Origin of the sequence: Pseudomonas moorei, from assembly GCF_042846945.1 — a bacterium.
GTDB classification, from domain to species: domain Bacteria; phylum Pseudomonadota; class Gammaproteobacteria; order Pseudomonadales; family Pseudomonadaceae; genus Aquipseudomonas; species Aquipseudomonas moorei.
The window spans coordinates 3,656,531-3,677,062 of record NZ_AP035776.1 but is presented as its reverse complement, the minus strand read 5'-3'; the positions used below and the strand labels follow the sequence as shown (position 1 = coordinate 3,677,062).

General features: G+C 58.2%; 18 protein-coding genes. 5 read left to right on the top strand and 13 right to left on the bottom strand.

Translation table 11 applies throughout. The features are described 5' to 3' along the window. Nucleotides 1-16 precede the first annotated feature (16 nt). From ACGJAX_RS17365 to ACGJAX_RS17355, 3 genes are all read left to right on the top strand, one after another. A complete protein-coding gene (locus tag ACGJAX_RS17365) occupies nucleotides 17-538 on the top strand; it encodes a methylamine dehydrogenase light chain (protein ID WP_027620621.1) in 522 nt (173 codons plus the stop codon). 101 nt (nucleotides 539-639) lie between these two features. After that, nucleotides 640-1,161: a cytochrome C gene (locus tag ACGJAX_RS17360; protein WP_090319841.1), complete on the top strand. Its 522-nt coding sequence runs from the start codon at nucleotides 640-642 to the stop codon at nucleotides 1,159-1,161. A 428-nt stretch (nucleotides 1,162-1,589) separates the two neighbouring features. Continuing rightward, nucleotides 1,590-3,014 carry an undecaprenyl-phosphate glucose phosphotransferase gene (locus ACGJAX_RS17355; protein WP_390955492.1) on the top strand — a complete coding sequence of 475 codons (1,425 nt, stop codon included), beginning with the start codon at nucleotides 1,590-1,592 and terminating at the stop codon, nucleotides 3,012-3,014. A 79-nt stretch (nucleotides 3,015-3,093) separates the two neighbouring features. Here the strand turns inward: ACGJAX_RS17355 and ACGJAX_RS17350 are convergent, their stop codons facing one another. From ACGJAX_RS17350 to ACGJAX_RS17290, 13 genes are all read right to left on the bottom strand, one after another. Beyond that, complete coding sequence (locus ACGJAX_RS17350; protein WP_390955491.1) at nucleotides 3,094-4,221, bottom strand: glycosyltransferase 61 family protein; 1,128 nt, start codon at nucleotides 4,219-4,221, stop codon at nucleotides 3,094-3,096. Nucleotides 4,222-4,306: 85 nt separating this feature from the next. Continuing rightward, a complete protein-coding gene (locus tag ACGJAX_RS17345; RefSeq protein WP_390955490.1) occupies nucleotides 4,307-5,449 on the bottom strand; it encodes a hypothetical protein in 1,143 nt (380 codons plus the stop codon). Between the two features lie 283 nt (nucleotides 5,450-5,732). Next, entirely contained in the window at nucleotides 5,733-6,479 is a 747-nt protein-coding gene (locus ACGJAX_RS17340) for a WecB/TagA/CpsF family glycosyltransferase (protein ID WP_390955488.1), read from the bottom strand. Then, nucleotides 6,479-7,666, bottom strand: a complete 1,188-nt coding sequence (locus ACGJAX_RS17335; protein WP_390955487.1) for a glycosyltransferase — start codon at nucleotides 7,664-7,666, stop codon at nucleotides 6,479-6,481. Before ACGJAX_RS17335 ends, ACGJAX_RS17340 begins: the two co-directional genes overlap by 1 nt. Then, complete coding sequence (locus ACGJAX_RS17330; protein ID WP_390955486.1) at nucleotides 7,663-8,868, bottom strand: glycosyltransferase; 1,206 nt, start codon at nucleotides 8,866-8,868, stop codon at nucleotides 7,663-7,665. Before ACGJAX_RS17330 ends, ACGJAX_RS17335 begins: the two co-directional genes overlap by 4 nt. Before the next feature lie 75 nt (nucleotides 8,869-8,943). After that, nucleotides 8,944-9,867, bottom strand: a complete 924-nt coding sequence (locus tag ACGJAX_RS17325) for a DUF535 family protein (protein WP_390955485.1) — start codon at nucleotides 9,865-9,867, stop codon at nucleotides 8,944-8,946. A gap of 7 nt (nucleotides 9,868-9,874) precedes the next feature. Next, entirely contained in the window at nucleotides 9,875-10,852 is a 978-nt protein-coding gene (locus ACGJAX_RS17320; protein WP_390959903.1) for a glycosyltransferase, read from the bottom strand. 5 nt (nucleotides 10,853-10,857) lie between these two features. After that, nucleotides 10,858-11,382: a serine O-acetyltransferase gene (locus ACGJAX_RS17315; protein ID WP_390955484.1), complete on the bottom strand. Its 525-nt coding sequence runs from the start codon at nucleotides 11,380-11,382 to the stop codon at nucleotides 10,858-10,860. Nucleotides 11,383-11,390: 8 nt separating this feature from the next. Beyond that, the gene (locus ACGJAX_RS17310) at nucleotides 11,391-12,347 is read right to left on the bottom strand and encodes a glycosyltransferase family 2 protein (RefSeq protein ID WP_090319815.1); all 957 of its coding nucleotides are present in this window, start codon (nucleotides 12,345-12,347) and stop codon (nucleotides 11,391-11,393) included. Beyond that, nucleotides 12,340-12,960 carry an acyltransferase gene (locus tag ACGJAX_RS17305; protein WP_090327263.1) on the bottom strand — a complete coding sequence of 207 codons (621 nt, stop codon included), beginning with the start codon at nucleotides 12,958-12,960 and terminating at the stop codon, nucleotides 12,340-12,342. Before ACGJAX_RS17305 ends, ACGJAX_RS17310 begins: the two co-directional genes overlap by 8 nt. 98 nt (nucleotides 12,961-13,058) lie before the next feature. Beyond that, entirely contained in the window at nucleotides 13,059-14,555 is a 1,497-nt protein-coding gene (locus tag ACGJAX_RS17300) for an FAD-dependent oxidoreductase (protein ID WP_390955483.1), read from the bottom strand. Next, entirely contained in the window at nucleotides 14,552-14,746 is a 195-nt protein-coding gene (locus ACGJAX_RS17295) for a hypothetical protein (protein WP_390955482.1), read from the bottom strand. The genes ACGJAX_RS17300 and ACGJAX_RS17295 overlap by 4 nt, the downstream gene beginning before the upstream one ends. 123 nt (nucleotides 14,747-14,869) lie before the next feature. Continuing rightward, on the bottom strand, nucleotides 14,870-16,246 hold the full coding sequence (locus ACGJAX_RS17290) for an oligosaccharide flippase family protein (RefSeq protein WP_390955481.1): 1,377 nt from the start codon (nucleotides 16,244-16,246) through the stop codon (nucleotides 14,870-14,872). Between the two features lie 96 nt (nucleotides 16,247-16,342). Here ACGJAX_RS17290 and ACGJAX_RS17285 point away from each other — a divergent pair, with 96 nt between their 5' ends. After that, nucleotides 16,343-17,869 (top strand): O-antigen ligase family protein, encoded by a 1,527-nt coding sequence (locus ACGJAX_RS17285; RefSeq protein ID WP_390955480.1) that lies wholly within the window; start codon nucleotides 16,343-16,345, stop codon nucleotides 17,867-17,869. Nucleotides 17,870-17,874: 5 nt separating this feature from the next. Beyond that, on the top strand, nucleotides 17,875-20,517 hold the full coding sequence (locus ACGJAX_RS17280; RefSeq protein ID WP_390955479.1) for a glycosyl hydrolase family 5: 2,643 nt from the start codon (nucleotides 17,875-17,877) through the stop codon (nucleotides 20,515-20,517). Nucleotides 20,518-20,532 lie beyond the last annotated feature (15 nt).

Here is a 20,532-nt window from a genome sequence, read left to right as displayed (position 1 = left end):
AGGCAGGGAGACGTTTATGAAACTGCTGGATCTGTTGTTCGAGCGCTCGACTCGCCGTGTCGCCGACACCACCTCACGCCGCAAATTGCTGTCGCGCATGGGCTCGCTGATGGTGGCCGGTGCCGCCCTGCCCCTGCTGCTGCCACTGGATCGCACCAGCAAGGCACTGGCCGCCACCGACCCGAAAGCCGGCGACCCCGGTGATCCGAACAGCTGCGACTACTGGCGCTACTGCTCCATCGACGGCTTTCTTTGCAGCTGCTGTGGTGGTTCGGTGACCTCCTGCCCACCGGGTACCGAAGCCTCGCAAGTGACCTGGATCGGCACCTGCCGCAACCCGGCCGACGGCAAGGACTACATCATTTCGTACAACGACTGCTGCGGTAAGCAAAGCTGCGCCCAGTGCGCCTGTACCCGTAACGACAGTGAAGAACCGGCCTACCGGCCGTTCAACAACAACGATGTGAACTGGTGCCTGGCCGCCAAATCGCACATCTACCACTGCACCGTTTCGATCATCCGCGGCGTGGCGGTCTGACACGCGCGTTACCGCCGGTTGCCTGGCAATCGGCGGTTTTTTCTTTTGGTGTCTGCTGTTTTTTCTTTGTTAAGACCTGCCACCCGCAAAAGGTACATGTCATGCGTATGTTGCTTTCCCTGGGCCTGGCCTGCCTCCTGATCACCCCGCAGGTGTATGCCCGCGCCATTCCCAACCCGGCGCAGCGTCACGCGCCGGGCAACGAAGAACCGCAAAAACCCATCGCCGAGGCCGGTTACAGCGTCGGCGTCAATTACCAGTTGCAATGTGCCGGCTGTCACTTGGGCAACGGCATGGGTTCGGCGGCCAATGACACGCCGCGCATGGCGGGCTTTGTCGGTAACTTCCTGAAAGTCCCCGGTGGCCGCGAGTTTCTGGTGCGTGTGCCGGGCATGTCGCAGTCGGCGCTGAACAATGCGCAGCTGGCGGACTTGCTCAACTGGTTGATGCGCAAAGACGGCCTGGCGGGCAAAAGCACGCCGGATGATTACCAGCCCTACAGCGCCGAAGAAGTGGCGGCGTTGCGTGCCAAAACCATGCTCAACCTGCCCGGCACCCGTGCTGAACTGATCAAGCAAATGCGTGCGCAAGGCATCGCCATTGAAGACGGCATGAACGACTGAGAACGGCTTGCAAAAACGAAAATGTTACAACGGGGGCCATGGCCCCCGCCTCCGCCGGTCATTCGACGAACGGCACCGGGCGCTGATCGCCCCGACTCTCCCCGCAAAACCCCGTCAATCCCGAGCACACGCCTTGGCGGTGGCCGGCATCGTGCCTGGCCGATAAGCAACGTCAATCCCCTGCCTGGCCGATGCTTAAATGAGTGTTAGAAAACTGCGACGATTCCGTGAAGGATTCCAGCGTACTGCTAAAGTGATACCACGCGTTGTCACATTCTGCCCCAGGTCTGCAATCGGGATGGAAGGTGGCGTACCACGAGCGGGGGATGCTTGTGATGACGCGCACGCGAACGCTCTCTAACGAGGGCAGTTTTGGTCTGAGTCGCGTTATCAGTCAGCGCGATGGGGGGCAGCAATGAGGTCTAAATATGATATTTGAGCCTAACACTAGCCGTTCCGTACTCCAGCGAAGAAGCAGCACCAGTATCGTTATTCAGGCCGGTCTCGATGGTCTCGCCGTGACCGGCGTCGCGTGGTACTTGATCAACTATCACATCGGCTACATCTCGCAGGCCTATGTCATCATGGTCCTGCTACTGCTAGGGGCCCTGGCCGTCGTCTACGACCACTATGCGATTTACCGAAGCAACGTCGGGTTCGCCGTCAAAGCTTTCAAGCTGCTCAAGGCATGGACCGCCGCTTTTTGTTTTCTGGTCGCCATGGCCTTTCTAACCAAAACCAGCGAACAATATTCGCGCCTGTTGGTGGGCGAGTTGTTCGTGATTGGCTACTTCGCTCAACTGCTGTTGCACCTGGCCACCCGCGAGCTACAGAAGAAATTCCTGGCTCACCCCGCTCAACGGGAAAACGCGCTGATCATCGGCACGGGCGAGCTGGCCAACTTCCTGCACCAGAAAATCAGCAACAACCCCTGGCTGGGTGAACGGGTGGTCGGTTCCGTGTTGATAGGCGGCAGCGATGATCAAGGCAAGGACGGCTCCAAGAGCGCGCAACGCTTGACGATCCTGGGCCATATCTCCGACCTGGATGAGTTGGTCGTGCAACATTCCATCCGTACCGTGTATTTCGTGACACCGCTGGATGGTTCGCACGTGATCAAGGACGTTTACCTGAAGCTGTTCGACAAGCACATCTCCGTTAACTGGGTGCCTGATATTTTCTCGCTGCGCCTGATCAATCACAGCGTTCGGGAAATTGCCGGGATTCCCGTGCTGACGTTGTCTGAAACGCCATTGATGGGCATGCGCCTGTTCATGAAGAACCTCGAGGACAAGGTCCTGGCCTTCCTCATCCTGTTAGTGGCGGCGCCGGTACTGGCGTTGGTCGCCCTTGCGATCAAGCTCGACAGTCCGGGGCCTGTGTTCTTTCGCCAGGAACGCATGGGCTGGAGTGGCGATTCCTTCCGTATCTGGAAATTCAGGAGCATGGTTGTCCATCAGCCGGATGACGGTGTCGTCAAGCAGGCTGAAAAGAACGATCCACGCAAAACCAGGGTGGGCGCCTTTATCCGCAAAACCAGCCTGGATGAGCTGCCACAGTTGTTCAACGTCTTGATGGGGGAAATGTCGCTGGTGGGTCCGCGGCCGCACGCTATTGCGCACGACGCGCAATACTCGCCCGACATCTCGGACTACTTTGCCCGTCACAACATCAAGCCCGGCATCACAGGCCTGGCTCAGGTACGGGGCTTTCGCGGTGAAACCAGGGATATCGAGCAGATGATCCGGCGGGTTGATTCGGACATCGAATACATCAACAACTGGTCGCTGTGGCTCGACTTCACCATTCTGGCGCGCACTGTGCTGGCCTTCTCCGGCAAACATGCCTATTAGCCGGATTTGAGGACCGGGGCGATCTCGGGTTTCGGGGGCTGTTATCGATGGGCGTGGCCAGCTTTGCTGGCCAGCCTCATTAAGCGGTTGCCGGGAACAGGTCCAGGGTTCGCTCGACCTCATCGGCGTCGATACTGAAACCATTGCCCTCTTCGGTCCCCACCACGAAACCGAAGTTCTGCTGGTCGCGATCCGTCAGGTATTTGAAAAAGCAGAGGAACCGGTTAGGCGGCTGCAGAACCAGCAGCGAACCACCCGGCTGCAGGACGTTGACGCCATGGATCAGATGACTGCCCTCGATCCCCACCACGGTTCTGGCCCCGGCGCAGGCCGCGACAATGGTCGGTACATCGGATTTGGCCGGATCGATGATGCGAAAGCCCCGGCGGTCGCGCAGGCGTTCCGCCAGTTGCAGTTCATTGCGCAACAAGCGCAACTCGCCCTTGTCACCGCGCAGAATGAACACTCCGGGGTGAGAACTGGCGTTGACGTGGGACAGCAACTTGTTACCCATTTCCCGGAAGCGCAGGTGTTTGTGGCGGTTCTGGCTGAGGTCGTCAAAGATCACCAGTTCACGGAAAAACGCATTGCGTAAACGAACCGGCTTCATCCCCAGCCAGTCCTCATAACCGGGGGCATGCAGGATGCCGTGGCGGGAGGTAGAGACCAGTTTGTCCGAGGTGGCCGTGGTCACCGGCACGCCTTCCTCGCAGGCCAATGGGTAGGTGATGCAATCATCCATCAACCAGGAACCGAACCATTTATTGCCACCCGCCGTGCAATACAGCGCTCCACGGTCAATTTCGTTTTCCACACGAATCCTGGGCAACCATCCCGATCGCGGCGACAGCCAGGATTTGGCATTGCCCTTGTAGAGCGCACCGTCAATCAACCAGGCGTCCTTGAGCAGGTAGCCACGGGTAGGTCCGTGTTCAACACGGCCGATACCTTCCATTGTGCGGCGGGGATGTTCGAAGGGATAAAAGAGGTCCCCGGCCCAACCCGTCACGCGCTCCAGCTGGTTGGGCAGGTAAAAGGCGGGTGGAGCGATGGCCGTCTCGCCCGGGGCGATTTCCCAGGACTTGACGGCGACATTTTGCAGCAACAATGAAGGCTTTCGCGTCAGTCGCGTCTTCAACATGTGTTTATAGGCAGCCAGGCTCCACTTCGCGGGACCGCCACTCGCCACTGCTTCTATATCCGACATATGAACGTCCACTCTAATGTGCTTATACAGAATTAGTGCTTATATCCGACACTTGAAGCTGTACTCGTTTAATTCCGAAATCCATTCAGGCGGATATAACGCACTCCATGATTGGGGCAGTCTTCAGATGGCTGTAGCGGCCACGCAGGGTTTCGAGCACTGACTCTTGCGGTTTGCGCGCACAGTGGAGATATATTTTGGACAGTCCACCAAAACCCATTTCACGGTAGCGGCTCGCGATCTCGTCATCACTCGGCCCGTCGGGCAGCCCTAAATGAAGGGTCAGTTCTTTACCTTCCACAGCAAACAGCGGGGTCTCCCAGAGAAATTGCGCAGCACCGGTCTTGGGCAGTCTTACAAACATATATCCGTAGTTACCCAGGGTATCGACGTCCCCGCCGCGTCTTCTTTTCCACTCAAGAAGCCCATCGTCAGGGCGCGCCAGGCAAGTGCCGATGTCGTAATAGTCAAAACCGTTTTCCAGCGCCCATTCCAGCGCCATGAATGTGGTGATCGAGTTTATTTCGCGCAGTTTCTTGGCGTCTGAATACACGGTCTCAGGGTAGCCAAAACGGATGGTGCTCCAGTAGCGCTTGCCGGCGCGGGTAATCACGCACCCCAGATGGCAGGCGACCACTTCGTCTTCGAGCAGCACCAGATCAAGACGCCCGGCGTTTTTCGCCACCCGTCGAACTTCATGGGTTTCGATCTGAGAGGCGGCTGCGCCATGCCTGGCCTTGGCGTAGGGCTGCAGCATCTGCAGATCGGCGCTCTCGATTTCGTCGTCGTTCAACGCCTGCTGCATGCGATAGCGCAGACGGTTCTTGCGCAGGTTTCGCCGTAGTTCGGTGTTGTATCGCGCGGTGATCTCGTCGATCGATCGGCTGAGCGGCACAACGGCACTCAAATATTGAGGCACGCACAATGCGCCCGGGGTCGGCATTTCACTGACCAGTACCGCCTGGCTTGACGGGTCTGAATTCAGTGGGGTATCGGAGGCGGCGGAATCGGCTCCCATCAGCACTTTCGCGAATTCGCGCTGGGCTTTCCTGCCGACATAGATGACGTGGAAGGGGCTATTTTCCCGCAGCTTGAATCTGACGATTTCCCAGCGCCAGAAACAGGCCCGACTCAATATGTCTCGCAACCAGGAAACCGCTTTTCTTATCTCGAATCGTAAAGAAGGAGAAATTAGCTTGCGTATCAGTGCCGCTATATTTTCTTTCATTGGCTCACTTGCACACGTCGAGAAGAGGTTGAATTAGTTTGCAAGTAACGATATCTGGACTCGATATAAGGGATCGATTGCCAGCCTCCCCTGCATGGAATCATGGGTTGTCCGACAATATTTCCGGCAACAGTCCTGAAGAAGACACCCCAAAAACAGGCCATCAATTCGATATTACCCCCACAGGAGTAAAGATGCTGCGCCTGGGTTTTGCAAGGCAGATGAGACGCCACTGCCGGGTTTATATCCGCGCATTTTTGCAGCGAAGCCGATCGTTCGCACGTCAGGTCGTCACCGTGCGCTCCCGGAAAATCAACGTGCGCAGCAGAAACATCGGGTTGCCCACCACATAGCGCGTGAACAGTCGCTTCGGCTCACTGATCAACCTGAACACCCACTCACAACCGAGACGGCGCATCCATTGCGGGGCGCGACTCACTTTGCCGCCGAGAAAATCGAGAATCGCCCCACCGCAGACGATCAGACACGGCACGCCACTGTTCGCGAGCCTTGCGGCGACGGCTTCTTGCTTGGGCATGCCCATGCCGAGGACCACCAGCTCCGGCCGATACTCCCGGGCCAGCGCGATATAGGCGTCCACATCGGCAAAACCGTGGTGAGCTGAAACAACGTTCACTGAATACGTCGCTTCGCAGTGCCGCACGGCATTGAGCAGATACGTCTCTTCAGTGCCCCAGAACGCCACGCGCCGCCCCTTGTAAGCGGCCAGCAGTCTGGGGATGAAATCGGTACCGTTCATGTTCAGCCCCGGCGCCAGGCCGAGTCTGCGCAAGAGAATGGCCATGCCGGAACCGTCGCGCAGCAACACGTCAGCCGCCGACAGCGAGTCGTAGTAAGCGGTGTTGGCCGCCACCAGGTTCATGGCGTGGGCGTTGACGAACCCCAATACGGTCGCCGTCTCAGGGTGGGATAACGCATCGATCAGCGCGTGTTCGTCATCACCCTCATTGACCACCCTGAGTTTGTGGATGATCGTCTGCCATTTGTGTAGCCAGGCCAAAGTGCGCATCAGTTGTCGTCTCGCTTGGAACGTACCCATTCAACCTGGCGCTTGAGCAGAAAGCCGATGTACAGGGGAATTTTTTTGACGGCATAGAACGGCGCGTACATCAGGGCCGAAAAGGCAATGATCTGCCGGCCGAACTGGCTCCACACCAACAGGATCGTCACCCCCAACAGCGCGACCCCGGCCGATGCAATCAACGCCGGCGCCAACATTCCGGCCAGTAGAAACACCAGCCATGAAAGGACGAATGCCGCCACCAGGACCAGGGTCAACAAGGCCAGCGGCGGCACCAGCAGATCCAGGGTCATGGCCAGCAGGCTGCCGTTACGCTTGCCAATCGATTCCATAAACAACTTTGGCGTATCGCCCAGGATGACGCCCAGATGGCCATGTTCCCAGCGCGTGCGCTGGGTCGTCAGGCCCTCTTCACTGCGCGGAAAATAACTGGTCACCCGTGCGTCGGGGCAAAACAACGGCGGCTTGCCACTGCGACAGAAATCCAGGCCCATCTTCAAATCTTCGACGATGTGGCCGCTGGCCAATTCGATCAAAGGCAGGTCGCGCCAGGCGAATGCCATTCCCGTGCCCATCAACTGACAGGGCAACCCGATCCGCGCCCAGCCTCGTGGACGCACCAGATTCTTCACGCACCAGGCGAACTCGGCAATCTGCACTTTCAACCCGGAGCCCGCCGGTGCAAGCATCAGGTTCAGCGATTGGGCGGGTCGTCCGGCGTCGATGCAACAGATGGCCAACCGCTCGATAAAGCCTTCGCTCACCTGGCAGTCGGCATCGACAATGATCAGGACATCCGGCGCGGCGCCAGCCAGGTGACGTACACCGAAGTCCAGCGCATAGCCCTTGCCACGCTGCTGCAGATTGCTGCGCTCGACCACTTCGGCGCCCGCCGCGCGCGCCAGCGCCGTCGTGTCGTCGGAGCAATTGTCCGCGACCACCAACAGGCGGTCGTCTTGCGCCAATTGCGGCAGGATGCTGTTCAAGGTCGCGACGATCACCGAGGACTCATTGTGCGCCGGCACCAGCACCGCCACCCTGGGGCGCGATCCTCTCGCCGGCGGCAGCGACCGCGCCGGCAGGCACGCCAGCAGCACCTGGACAAACAGCACCAGCACCGGCAGGACGATGAGGATCAACAGTGCGCTGAACAGCCCGTTAAACAAGGTCATCATGGGTGCGCCCTGAACAAGGCAGCCAGCTTGGCCGCTTCGGTATCGATATCGTGGCGCTCCAGTACCCGCTGATAAGCCGCCTCGCCCATGCGTTGCAAGACCTCGACCGGTTGCGCCAGGCAATCGGCCAGCGCCGCCGCCAATTCGTCCACGTCGCCAGCGGGAAACAGCCAGCCGTTCTCGCCCTGACGCACCAGCTCGGGAATGCCGGCGACATAGGTCGTCAGCACGGGCCGGCGCAAGGCCATGGCTTCCATGATGACCACCGGCAAGCCCTCGGCGAAGCTGGGCAGGACCATGGCCCGCGCGGCCAGGATTTCCGCGCGCACCTGCTCGCTGCTGATCCAGCCGGTAATTCGCACCTGGGCCTGCAAACCGTACTGGGTGATCAATGCCTCGATCTGCGCTCGCATTTCGCCATCGCCCGCCAGTACCAACTCGAACGCCACGCCTTGTGCCGCGAGGATGCGGGCCGCTTCCAGCAATAGCAGCTGGCCCTTCTGCTCACACAGGCGCCCCACGCACACCAGGCGCGGAGCGGACGGCACGGCCACCGCCGGGACATTGTGGAACGCTTGCTCCAGGCCACAATGCACCACTTTCACTTTCGGCCAATGGGCATGATCCACCCAGCGAAACAGTTGGCTGCGCCCATAGGCGCTGATCGCCGCAACAAAAGCCGAACGCCGGACTTTCTCGCCCAAATGAATGAACTGTGGTTTGTCGAACTCTTCCGGGCCATGCACGGTGAAACTGTACGCCGGCCCGCCGAGTGCGTTGGCCAGCATCACCACCTCGGTTGAGTTAGTGCCGAAATGCGCATGCACATGCCCGGCGTCGCAGTCCTGTAACCAGGTGTGCAGGCGGCACGCTTCGAACAGATAGACCAGGTGGTAAGGCCAGGCACGATCGGCACGCCGGCTCATGCGTAACGCCAGCCACAGCGCTGAAAAAAAGCGTCGCGGCTCGGCACGCAGCACCTGCAGCACTGGCGATAACAGGCCTTTGACACCGTCTTGCAGTACATAACGGGTTTTATTGCGTTCCGACACATCCTCGGCATCCACCAACTCGTCGGCATCCCAGCCACGCAACGCAACGCGCTGCACGACAAAGCCCTGGCGTTCCAGTGCCAGAATCTCGCGACGAATAAAGCTGTGGCTGACCTTCGGGTATTGATTGATGAAGTAAGCGATACGCATAGGGACCAAGCTTAGTTGTCGTTTCGATGGGTGGTTACTGCAGTCACTTCCACAGTAGTACACGAGCCTTGAGCGTCAATGCACGGCATAGCAGCCTTTCAAGACGTTATCTATTTTTGTGAAAGTGCTGTCGAGCAGCTCGTAACGCCGACGGTACATGGCGCGTTTTTTTGAAGCGATGGCATCAAGCGGCTTCCTGGATGAGGCCAGGGGGATCTCGAAAAAATCTTCGCGTCGGGAGGGTATCGCTCCATGCTCCAGCCAGATCGAATCATAATCGGCCAACAATTCTTGAGCTTTGTGAGCCCCAAAATACGGATGGCGATGGTGACGGTATCCATCCCCTACGGCATAAATTTTTTCCGCACCGATGTTCGTTGCAATGTACTTGATGACTTCTATGAGAAAGCTTCTGGGGCGCAGACCTTCGAAGTCCTTGGTCAGGTCCCGGTAAATGCCCAGGGACTTCTCACTTTCAATGCCTTTGTGTATCCCTTGCACCGCTCCGATGAAGATGCACAGTTCACCCTCTGCAATGCACAACGTGAAGGCGATTGAGGCGATGCGCAAATCTTCCTGAAACAGGTTCAGCACCAGTTCTCCTTCGCGCATGAACCACACAGGGCGATCCAGAACCAGCGAGCAACCCGCAGAGAAATCCGATAGATCACTCAAGACCAGACTTTCGTCTCGCCCATACAGCAGTAATTGCGGGCAGCTTTTGGTCACCACTTCGTAGTGCGAGGCCAATACGCCAAGGCGATCCCGGGAGGTCCAGCTTTTGCTGATGTAGGGCCAGTGAACGACACCGAGGCAATCGCCGCCCAACCGTTCCAGACCGGTTTTACCCAGGGCATTGGACATGCGCGATAAAAACACCTTTAACTCGGCGCGGTTCTTGATCACCAGAACCAGCATCTTGAGCTTGTTCTTCATTGCCCTGAGGGAATACCCGGCATGTAAGGAAAACATGCTTTTCAGTGCCAGCCAGTTATTCATAGAAGTCTCACTTGTATTCGATCAAAGCCGACTTTCCGGCACCGAATCTGTTCAGTAGAAACTTGACTTGCCCGAGCATCTCGGGAAATTTTCCCAGCACAAGAAAGAAAGCCAGCACCCAATTATTGCCAGACGCTCCGTCCCCCCGCCGCGCCAGACGCACGACCTGCAACGGATAGACCAGCAACAGAAGCAGCCCGGACCATCCGATCACCAGGCTGGTGATCAAGGTCATCAGCGGGATCAACAAACCCCAGAACCAGGCACGTCGAGACTCGCGCCGCCAATGTCGCTCCGGCGGCGCCCCATGCAGAAACGCGCCCTCGGCAAAGGCATAGCCACCGCGCAAGGTGCGCCGCCACCATTGGCCGAAGCGGGTCATGGCGGCATCGTGCAAGGTCATCTCGTCTGCCAGGCGCCAGACCTTCCAGCCCCTGGCGCGCAGTCGTACGCACAGTTCAGGCTCTTCCCCGGCGATGAGATCCGGGCGAAAACCGGACACCGCGGCAAAGGCATTGGCGCGCATCAGGGCATCGCCCCCGCAAGCCTTGGCCTCACCCACCGGCGTATCCCATTCGAGATCACACATCAGGTTGTAAATCGAACGTTGCGGAAAACGTTCACGACGCCGTCCGCACACCACTGCCACCTCGGGCTGTGCCTCCAGAAAGGCCTGTGCCCGGCTCAGCCAGCCCACGACGACCTCGCAATCACCATCGACGAATTGCACGTATCGCACGGTGGGCAACAGACGCTTCACGCAGGCGAACCCTTCATTGCGCGCACGCGCGGCAGTAAAGGGAATCGTCATGTCCAGCTCGACCACCTCGACGCCAAGCCTTTGCGCCAACTGCACGGAACCGTCGGTTGAGCCCGAATCGACATAGACAATCTGCTGTGCCATGCCGGCCAGCGACGCCAGGCAACGTTCCAGCCGCGGGCCTTCATTGCGCCCGATCACGACCACGCCTATACCGTTAGCCATGGCGTTCAAATGCATTCCCTGGCTTCTGCGCTCTGCCTGGTCTTGATCGTCGCAGGCACCCCCACTGCAATCGAGTTATCCGGCACATCGGTGAGGACCACCGCATTGGCACCAATCACCACATTGTTGCCAATGCGGATATTGCCCAGCACCTTGGCGCCCGTGCCGATGTCCACGTTGTTGCCGAACACCGGGGCAATCGGTTCCTTCACATTCTTCAGCCCGACGACCACGCCGTTGCGGATGCGGCAGTCATCGCCGAACTGCGCGTATCCACTGATGACGATGCCGCCAAAGTGATCGATGACGAAGTTGCGGCCGACCACGACTTCACAGGGCAATTCGATGCCCGTGATGATCTGCACAAACTTGAAGAGTACTTTGTAGATAAAGGAGAACACCTTGCGTAATGGCGCTGGCCGCACGCCGTAGCGCCAGCGGCCAAACCGGTAGACCAACATCACCCAGAATCCCTGAGCGGCCCAATCACCCGCGTATGCACGCAAGTCCGCACGTATGTTTTCGAACATGAATTGATCTACCGTGTTGGTTGGCTAGCGAGTCGGGTATCACGCAGCAGCGCCCAGGTAGCACGGGCATGCTGCCAGCACGCCCCGATGGCCGCTCGACCTCGGCCCTTCAGCAGCGCCTTGAGCGCCAGGATCAGATCCCCCAGGCTCACCAGCAACATATGCCAGGCCAGCCCGAGCAAACCGTGATGTTTGCGGAAGTACAAAAGCTCGCTTTCGATTTGCAACTTGGGTATCTGTCGACTGGCCGCGTTGAGTGCATCGACGGATTTGGCACTTTCGCCGCCAATGTGCACCACCGTGGTATGCGGGTAATACACCACTTTCCAGCCGGCCTGTTTGACGCGTTTGCAGTGGTCAACTTCTTCGTAGTAGAGAAAGTAGCGTGGATCGAACAGGCCAACCTGATCGATGACTTCTCGACGAATCAGGTAATAGCATCCGGGCACCCAGTCGCACTCACGTACCGAGTTATGGTCCCAGGTCATGTCATCGACTTTCTTCACCCCGGGGAAAAAACGCTCAAGCCCCGTACGCGCCATGAAGACATTCAATGGCGTTGGAAAATAGCGGCAGGAGGGTTGCAAATCCCCGTCCCGGCCCACCAGGCGAACACCCAGGATTCCGCAATCCGGGTGCGCCTCCATGTATTCGAGGGTCTTGTTCAGGGTATCCGCCGCAACGAAGGCGTCGGTATTGAGCAGTAACGCGTACTTGCCCTGAAGGTGTTCAACCAATTGATTATTGGCCCGGCCAAAACCGACATTACTGTCATTGGCCACTTGCAATGCCTCTGGACAAACATTGGCCAGACACTCCAGTGAATTATCGGCAGAGGCATTGTCCACCACCAAATAACGCGTGCGATCCGCGTTATTTGATTGGCGTAACGCATTGAACATCGGCTGCAATAAAGTGGCTGTATTGTAATTAACCACCAACACATCAAGTTCGGCACTAACCATTGTGTTGTTCTTCGCCAAAGAAATACTCGGCTCGCATGGCTTGCAGCTTCGGTTCCAGCTCAGGGTCGAACAACCCGTCACGATTTTCGATCAGGCTCATCCAGGGGTACTCGGCGCAACGCTCCTTGATATTTTTCACCAGGGTTTCCATCGTGCAGATAACCCTGGCTGGATTACCCCCGACCACCATCCCGGGCGGAACGTCTCTCAGTACCACCGCGCCAGCGGCCACCACTGAGTCCGGGCCAATCGTTACGCGCGGCATGACGATCGCGCCGTGGCCGACAAAGGAATTGGCACGGATATCGACACCGCCGACAGAATCGAGCTTGGTTCCGTCACGCGCATTGATGACATGGACGATGCCGTCATGGCCGAATATCGTGCAATCGGACAATCCTACGTTGTCGCCGAGTCGAAGCATCGCGGGGTCGGTGATGTTGCACCCCAGGTTGATCCAGGCCCCCTTACCGACGGAGTGCAGTCCTCCCCAGCGCCCCATGTGTTGAGCCCATTCATACCCGTCCGGTTTACAAAACTTTTTATAGAGTGAAGTTCCACGCCCTGTTGTCTTGGCGTAGTGAGCGATAGCGCGTTTTAGTAGACCAATCATCCTGTCAGCCTCAATATTCAGCGATATACATCCGTGCCAGAGTTCGACGACCCTGATCTTTATTACCACTACCCTAAGCGTAGACTCCTCTTTAAGTTTCAACTCGGAAAATCGACAAACTCTCCCGTTCCGGAATACCTTCCTATCGATGGGCCCATCTCCTGATTCAGATGGTCCGCCAGCCTCAACGCCAGTTGCAGAAGCGGCATCGTCGGGTTGCAGGCACCTCCCGTCGCAAAGACGCTGCTGCCCGCCACGTAAAGATTCTCGACCCCGAACACCTTGCAGTTTTCATCGACCACACCAAATTCAGGCGAGGCCGCCATCCGTGTGGTGCCCATGTGGTGGGCATGGGGATTGACCTTCAGCGGCAATTCGACGTCATAAACGCACTCTTCCAGTTTGACAAAGCCCAGCCCCGTATCGGCAAAACACTTGGCCACTTCGAGCCCTATGGACTTGACGGTATTTCTGTCTGCCGGGGTCAGCTCCCAATGAACGTTTATTTTTTTCATCCCTAACGCATCCCGCTCGTCGAGCATCGAGATGCGGCTGTTGGGGTTGGGGAATTGCTCGATCAACGTACCGAGCACTCCATCCCCGGGGCAATCGAACCGGGTAATGAACTCGATCTTGTGCTCCGCCCCGATGTCACAGATGAGATTCTCGAAAAAATCCTTGATCGCCGCCGTCCGCCCATACGCTTTCACTTCGGATACCAGCGAGGCCGTCACGTTTCCTTTACCCGACTCGTGCTCCGTCACGAAGGCATCGGTCGTGAAGTACTGCCGGGCATCCGTCCCCTGCCCGTCCTTGAGGATGAAGGTGCCCATGTCCACGTTCAGATGTTCCATGAAGCATCTGCCGACAAACCCGTCCTTGCTGACGATACCGCCAGCGGCCAGGGACTCACTGTTGAGCAACTGCCTGGCATTCTCGATCGCGCCGGTGGCCAGAATGAATTGTTTGGCCCTGACTTTTTCCCGATGCATTTCGTAATCGGAGACGACTATCGTCTCGATGCGGCCGGTCTTGCTATCGAACTCAAGATCGACGCAGTTGCAGTTGATGAATACATCAAGCCCCTCGGTTTCATTGAGTTCCTTGGCATATTTCTGTGCAAATCGCGTCGGTGGGCTGAGCAGGAAGCGATCGGCTACAAAGTCGTCGCCATCCAGATTGGCATTGATCGCCTTGAACCCGGAGTGCGGTGGAAGATCGACAATGTCCATGGCCGCCTCCAGATTGCGCTCGATCTCGGAAAACGCGATGGGCCAGCCGGGCAAGTGTATGGGAGGGGCCACGGCAAAGTCCGAGCGCTCGAATGGGCGGCATCGTCCGGCCCAGTGATTGGAAGTTCCGCCCAGAAAGCGCAGGCGTGTTTCCGCTGCGTAGACATCGAGGCCTGTCGACGGGCACTGGTAGAGTTCCTGCGAAACCGGTGAGTACTCGTGCCCACCGCCTTCGACAAGCACGATATGCCGTCCGTTACCGGCCAGACGCAACGCCAGCGTAATGCCGGCCGGCCCACCACCGATGATGCAGACGTCATAGTGGTCACGCAGTTCTTTTTGCGTCCGGTAATCTTTTATCATGCTTGTGTTTGCCGAAAATGCTGGGCAGGCAGCACCCATCCGTTGATGACAACAAACTCGGATTTAACAGGAGAAGGCCGGGCAACGGCTTCGGAGACGTCAAACACAAGCCCTCCGAGGCTCAACAGGGCACATGCCTGGAGGAAATCTCTGCGCCCCATCACAGAGGTTTTCAAATCAGTTTTTTTCACGATTCAAAGCTCCACGACAGCCAGGTTGCGTTGGAAATTTCAACTAAACGTCAACGTCACGATTTTTGTGAGCAACCCGCATTGACTCCCCCACGGAACCGGTAATAACAGAGATAGTTCAAATCAAAGCCACTTGGCAAGGCTCGTCAACAACTCTCCGCACAGGGCCCCCACGACCAGCATGGGCAGCACGATCAGTTCACGCTTGAGATCCAGCATCCCCAGACGATAGTTGACATAGAAAACCAGGATAAGCGTAGGGAATGTGTGCAGCGCGGCACCCCAGATCGCGTATTTGACCCCGCCGATGGCCAGCAGCAAAGGCAGCAGCACCCACAGCGAGACCACCCGAATGATGTTGTCCATGGCCTGGTACTTGGTGAACCCCAGGGCAATCCAGACCTGATGAGCCAACATATAGCGCATGGTGAAAAAAGACAGTGAAAGGATCGCCATCATGTCGCCAGCCTGGGCATAACGCTCATCGTACAAGACGTGGATGAGCAGTGGACTGCCGGTCCAGAACAAGCCACAGAAAAACAGACAGAGTAGATCGAACATCATCTTGAGGCGGTAATACAACGTCTGCAGACGTGCAGTGTCATGGGTCCTGGTAGCCTCGCTGAAGGCCGGCAACGCCACGGCCCCGAAAATCTTCTGTATGCCTAGCTGCAGTGCTCCCAAAATCAGTACGGCAATGGAGTAGACCCCCAGTTCGGCAGCCGTCATGCTGCCGCCGAACCAGACGCGGTCTCCGTACAAGGCCAATACGCCCAGTGCCGACGACAGCAAAATCCAGCGGCCGAAGACGACCAGTTCCTTGAGCGCATCACTCTCCCACTTCAGACGATTGGGCGGCCCCTCGAACCAGAGGTGCCCCATTGCCGTGCTGACGATCGCCGAGACCAGTCCCGCCACCACCAGTGACCAGATGGACCGGGTGAAATAACCGACGGCCAGCATCGCCAACAGCCCGGCGAACTGCGACACGAACTCGGCGATGACCACTTTTTTCTGCTGGAAAGCGCGCACGGCCAAATCGACTTTCGTCGACTGCAAGCCAAAGATGATTGCCAGCAGACCTGTCACGGCCAATACCAGTGGCAACTCGGGTGCGGCGTAAGTGGAATTGTTCGCCCACAGATTGAGGGCTTGCGCAAACCAGGCGACACCCGCGATCAGCAGGGTCGAGGCAAACAGGATGAGCCCGCGAACGATCTGCACGGTCCACACGGTGTTGAGAAAAACCGGGTCGTCGCCACGTGGGCTCTGGATGATGTTCTGACGCAACCCCACATCGGAAAGCAGGTGCAGAACCACGGAGACCGTGGTGGCGATCATCATGACGCCGAACATTTCCGGCATGAGCAGGCGGGCCATGATCAGGTTGCCGCCGAGGCGAAACGCTTGGGACGTTACGAGCGCCCCGATATTCCATACCCCCGCAGATATCGCTTTCTTGCGAAGACCGACTGATGGCGATGAATCGGCTAACGGCATAACATCAACCCCGGACTCAATGGCACGAAAGGTACTATAGTCGCATTTTGCCATTCGACTAGCCGTCGCTCATCAATCAGATAAGAACGACCCACCATGCCTGAGCACTTTCGCGCGTTAATCGTCATTCTGGTCCTCGCCGGCGTCGTTTTTGCCATGGCTCGCCGACCCGCCGCAGACCTGATTCCCGACCGTGATTTCACGCGTCGGCGCAATCTGTGGTTTGCCTTGACGTTACTGGCGTTCTTTTCGCACAGCTTCTGGATTTACGCGGGCGTCGCCGCGATCGTGCTGACCGTTGCCCGTAAACGCGAGCGCAATCCGGTGGCGCTTTTTTTCTTTCTGCTGTTCCTCATGCCCCCCGCCACGGTGGAGATTCCCGGCTTCGGCGTGATCAATTATTTTTTCGGCCTGAACCATGTTCGCCTCCTGGCATTGTGCGTACTGCTTCCGGCTTTTTTCGCCCTGCGCAGACGAGCAGACACTGTACCTTTCGGACGCACCTGGCCGGACAGACTGTTGGCCGCCAACATCCTGTTGACGAGCCTGCTGTACCTGCGCGAAACCACCGTCACCGATACGTTGCGGCAAACGCTGTATCTGTTCATCGAAGTTTTTTTGCCTTACTACGTGGCCAGCCGGGCACTGCGCAACCTCAGCGACTTCAAGGACGCCCTGTTCGGTTTTGTTCTGGCGGCCATGCTGCTGTCACTGATCGGCCTCTTCGAATACACCCGCAACTGGCTGCTCTACAGCGCGCTGAACGGTGCCTTGGGCGTCCCCTGGGAGATGTCCGGCTACCTGACCCGCGGTGGCTCATTACGCGCCAGTGTCACCACCGGCCAGGCCATCGCGCTGGGCTTCGTCATCAGTGTCGCCATCGGTTTTTATCTGTACTTGCAGGAAGAAGTCCGCAGCAAACTGCAACGCAGCCTCGGCGCGCTCCTGCTCGCTGGCGGCCTGTTCGCGCCACTGTCGCGTGGTCCCTGGATCGGCACCGCGGTGATGATCGTGGCGTTCATCAGCACCGGCCGCAAAGCGTTCAAGCGCCTGATGCTGCTGGGGGTGGCCGGCATGCTTGCCCTACCCCTGCTGGCCGTGGTGCCGGGCGGGCAGAAAGTGCTTGATCTGCTGCCGTTCATTGGCACGGTGGAAGTGGAAAACATCACCTACCGGCAGCAGCTGATCGACAACGCCGTGATCGTCATCCAGCGCAACCCCTGGCTGGGGTCCTTCGATTATCGCAGCACACCGGAAATGCAGTCCCTGATCCAGGGCCAGGGCATCATCGATATCGTGAACACCTATATCGGCGTGGCGCTGTCGGTCGGCCTGATCGGGTTGGCACTTTTCGTCATGTTCTTCGTCTGCGTTCTGCACGGCATCCGCAAGGGGATGCGTTCGTTCCCCAACAAGGAAAATGAGGCACGCCGACTCGGACGTGCGCTCCTGGCAACACTGGCCGGGATCCTGATCACCATCGTGACTGTCAGCAGTATCACGGTAATCCCCGTGGTGTATTGGTCGGTGGCCGGTCTGGGCGTCGCCTATGCTCAGATGGCACGCAGGCTCAGACAGACCTCCCCAGCCGTCACAGCGAGCGCCCACCTCCAACTCCGGTAGAACCCATGGCCCCATTGTTTCGTCGTCCCCAGATACTGCTCCTGCTCCTGCTGTTTTCTGCGTTTTGGCCGTTACGTATCTGGGCTTCGGACTGGGTTGCCAGCGTCGATGAACGAAGTGGTCTGCCGATGCTGGTGCGCGGTGGCAGCCCTGCCCTTGTCAGTGCGTTGACCTTCTGGGACAAAAACTGGGCCTGGACGTATCTGGCGGGTCAGTTCAAGGTCGACGGGCCCTATCGTTATTCCCTGGCCGGGCAGAACAAAGCGCTGGATTTCGATTTGAGCGCACAGGTCCAGAAAGAAGACGGGCAGAAACTGACCTGGAACTTTGCCGTGGATGCACACAGCCTGAAGCAGGACGTGATCGGTGGCGGCATTGTCTTCCGGTTCGACCCGGCCCTGTTCCCGGGTGAGATGGGCGAGCCTGCCTTGCTGCCCGACAATCGCGGCTGGTCCTGGGGCAACGCACAAGGGCGGCGCATCGAAATGCGTTTCGAGCCTGCGCTGGAGAGTGTGTACTTTGAACCGGGTGATAAATCTCAGGTACGCGCTTTTTTCTACAAGAACTCGATCAAACCCGGTCGCCAGAATTTCACCGCCACCTTGAGTGTCTCGGGCGATGTGACGCTCGGCCCTACCGCTTCCGAGCGCTTCGGAATGGACCAGCCAAAGAACTGGCCGACAGACAAGCTCGACTGGAAAACCTCACCGGTCGACCTGTCCTTTCTCAACGCTCAGGAAAAGCCTGCGGGCAAGCGTGGCTTCGTCAAAGCCGCCGGAGAGCAGCTGCTGTTCGCGGACGGCACCCCGGCGCGCTTTTGGGGCACCAACCTCTCCGCCTATGCGCTGTACCGCACGCCTGACGATGCCATCAAGCTGCAGGCCAAACGCTTGTCGGCACTGGGCTTCAATCTCGTGCGACTGCATCACCATGACTCACCCTGGGTCTTTCCGAACATCTTTGGCGACGGCAACGTCATACAGGACACCCAGCAACTCAGCCCGGAATCGCTGAAGAAAATCGATTGGTGGATCAAGTGCCTCAAGGACGAAGGCATTTACGTGTGGCTCGATATGCACGTCGAGCGAGCCGTTAGCGCCAAGGACAATATCTTCGGTTTCGAGGAAATGCCGAAAAACAGTAAAAACACCGCTGATCTCAAGGGCTATGCCTATGTGAACAGCACTATTCAGCAAGCGATGAAGCGCTTCGCCGAAAGCTACCTGACCCACGTCAACACCTATACCGGCCTCGCTTACAAAGACGATCCGGCGATCGCCGCCATACTGATCACCAACGAAAACGATGTGACTCACCACTACGGCAATGCCCTGTTGCCCGACAAAAAGGTGCCAAAGCACAACAAGGTCTACATGGCCGAGGCCGAGGCCTTTGCCCGGCAGCACAACCTGTCTGCCAGCCAGACCTGGCGCTCATGGGAGCCCGGTCCCTCCAAGCTGTTCCTCAACGACCTGGAGCAGCGTTTCAACGTCGACATGATTCAGTACCTGCGCACCCTCGGCGTGAAGGTTCCCATTGCCACGACCAGCAGCTGGGGCGGTAACGGCCTGAACTCGCTACCGGCACTGACCGCCGGCGATGTGATTGACGTCCATAGCTATGGGGGGCTTGGCCAACTGGAAAAAAACCCGCTCACCAGCGAAGGCATCGTCGACTGGATCGCCGCCGGCCAGGTCGTCGGCAAACCACTGACGGTCACCGAATGGAACAACGAACCCTTCCCGACCCCTGACCGCCATTCGTTGCCGCTGTACATGGCGGGCACTGCCAGTCACCAGGGCTGGGATGCGCTGATGCAATATGCCTACAGTCAGGAGCCGTTGACCGGTGGCTGGATGACGGCCGACAACTGGCATGCCTACAACGATCCGGCACTGCTGGCCACCCTGCCCGCCGCTGCCTTGCTGTATCGCCGTGGCGACGTTGCACCAGCCAGGACAACCTACGTCTTCGCACCGACGCCGGACACCCTGTTCAACCAGTCGATCAGCGCGGCCAACTCGGCACTGCTGCGCACCGCCATGGAGAAAGGCAAGCTGGAAATCGCGATGCCATCGACACCGGAGTTGCCCTGGTTGCAGCAGAGCACGATTCCAGGCGATGCCCAGGTGTTTCACGACCCCAATCAGTCGCTGCTGGACGCCAACGCGAGCGAGGCCACCACAGACACCGGCGAGCTCAAGCGCAACTGGAAACAAGGCGTCTACACCATCAATACGCCGCGCACCCAGGCCGCTACCGGCTGGATCGGCGGTAAGTCGATCGCCCTTGGCAAGATCGAGGTGAACGTGAAGACCGCCAACGCCAGTGTGGTGGTACAAAGTCTGGACGACACGCCTGTGGGCCGTTCGCAGGATCTACTGATTTCACTGGGCGCGCGTGCCGTCCCCCAGGATGACGGCAAGACACCGTTTTATGTCGAGCCCCTGGAAGGCACGCTGACCATCCAGGCACCACAGGGCTTGACCCTGTTTTCTCAAGACGCCCCAGGGCAAATCAAGAAGCTGCCCGCCACCTACGCAGATGGCCGCTATACAATCAACTTCGACGGCGTGCAGGCGTCGAACTGGCTGTTTCTGAAAAAAGGCGCCACGCCAGGCAATGTCACAAGCTCAATGGCTCAGTAACAGTTTCCAGGAGAA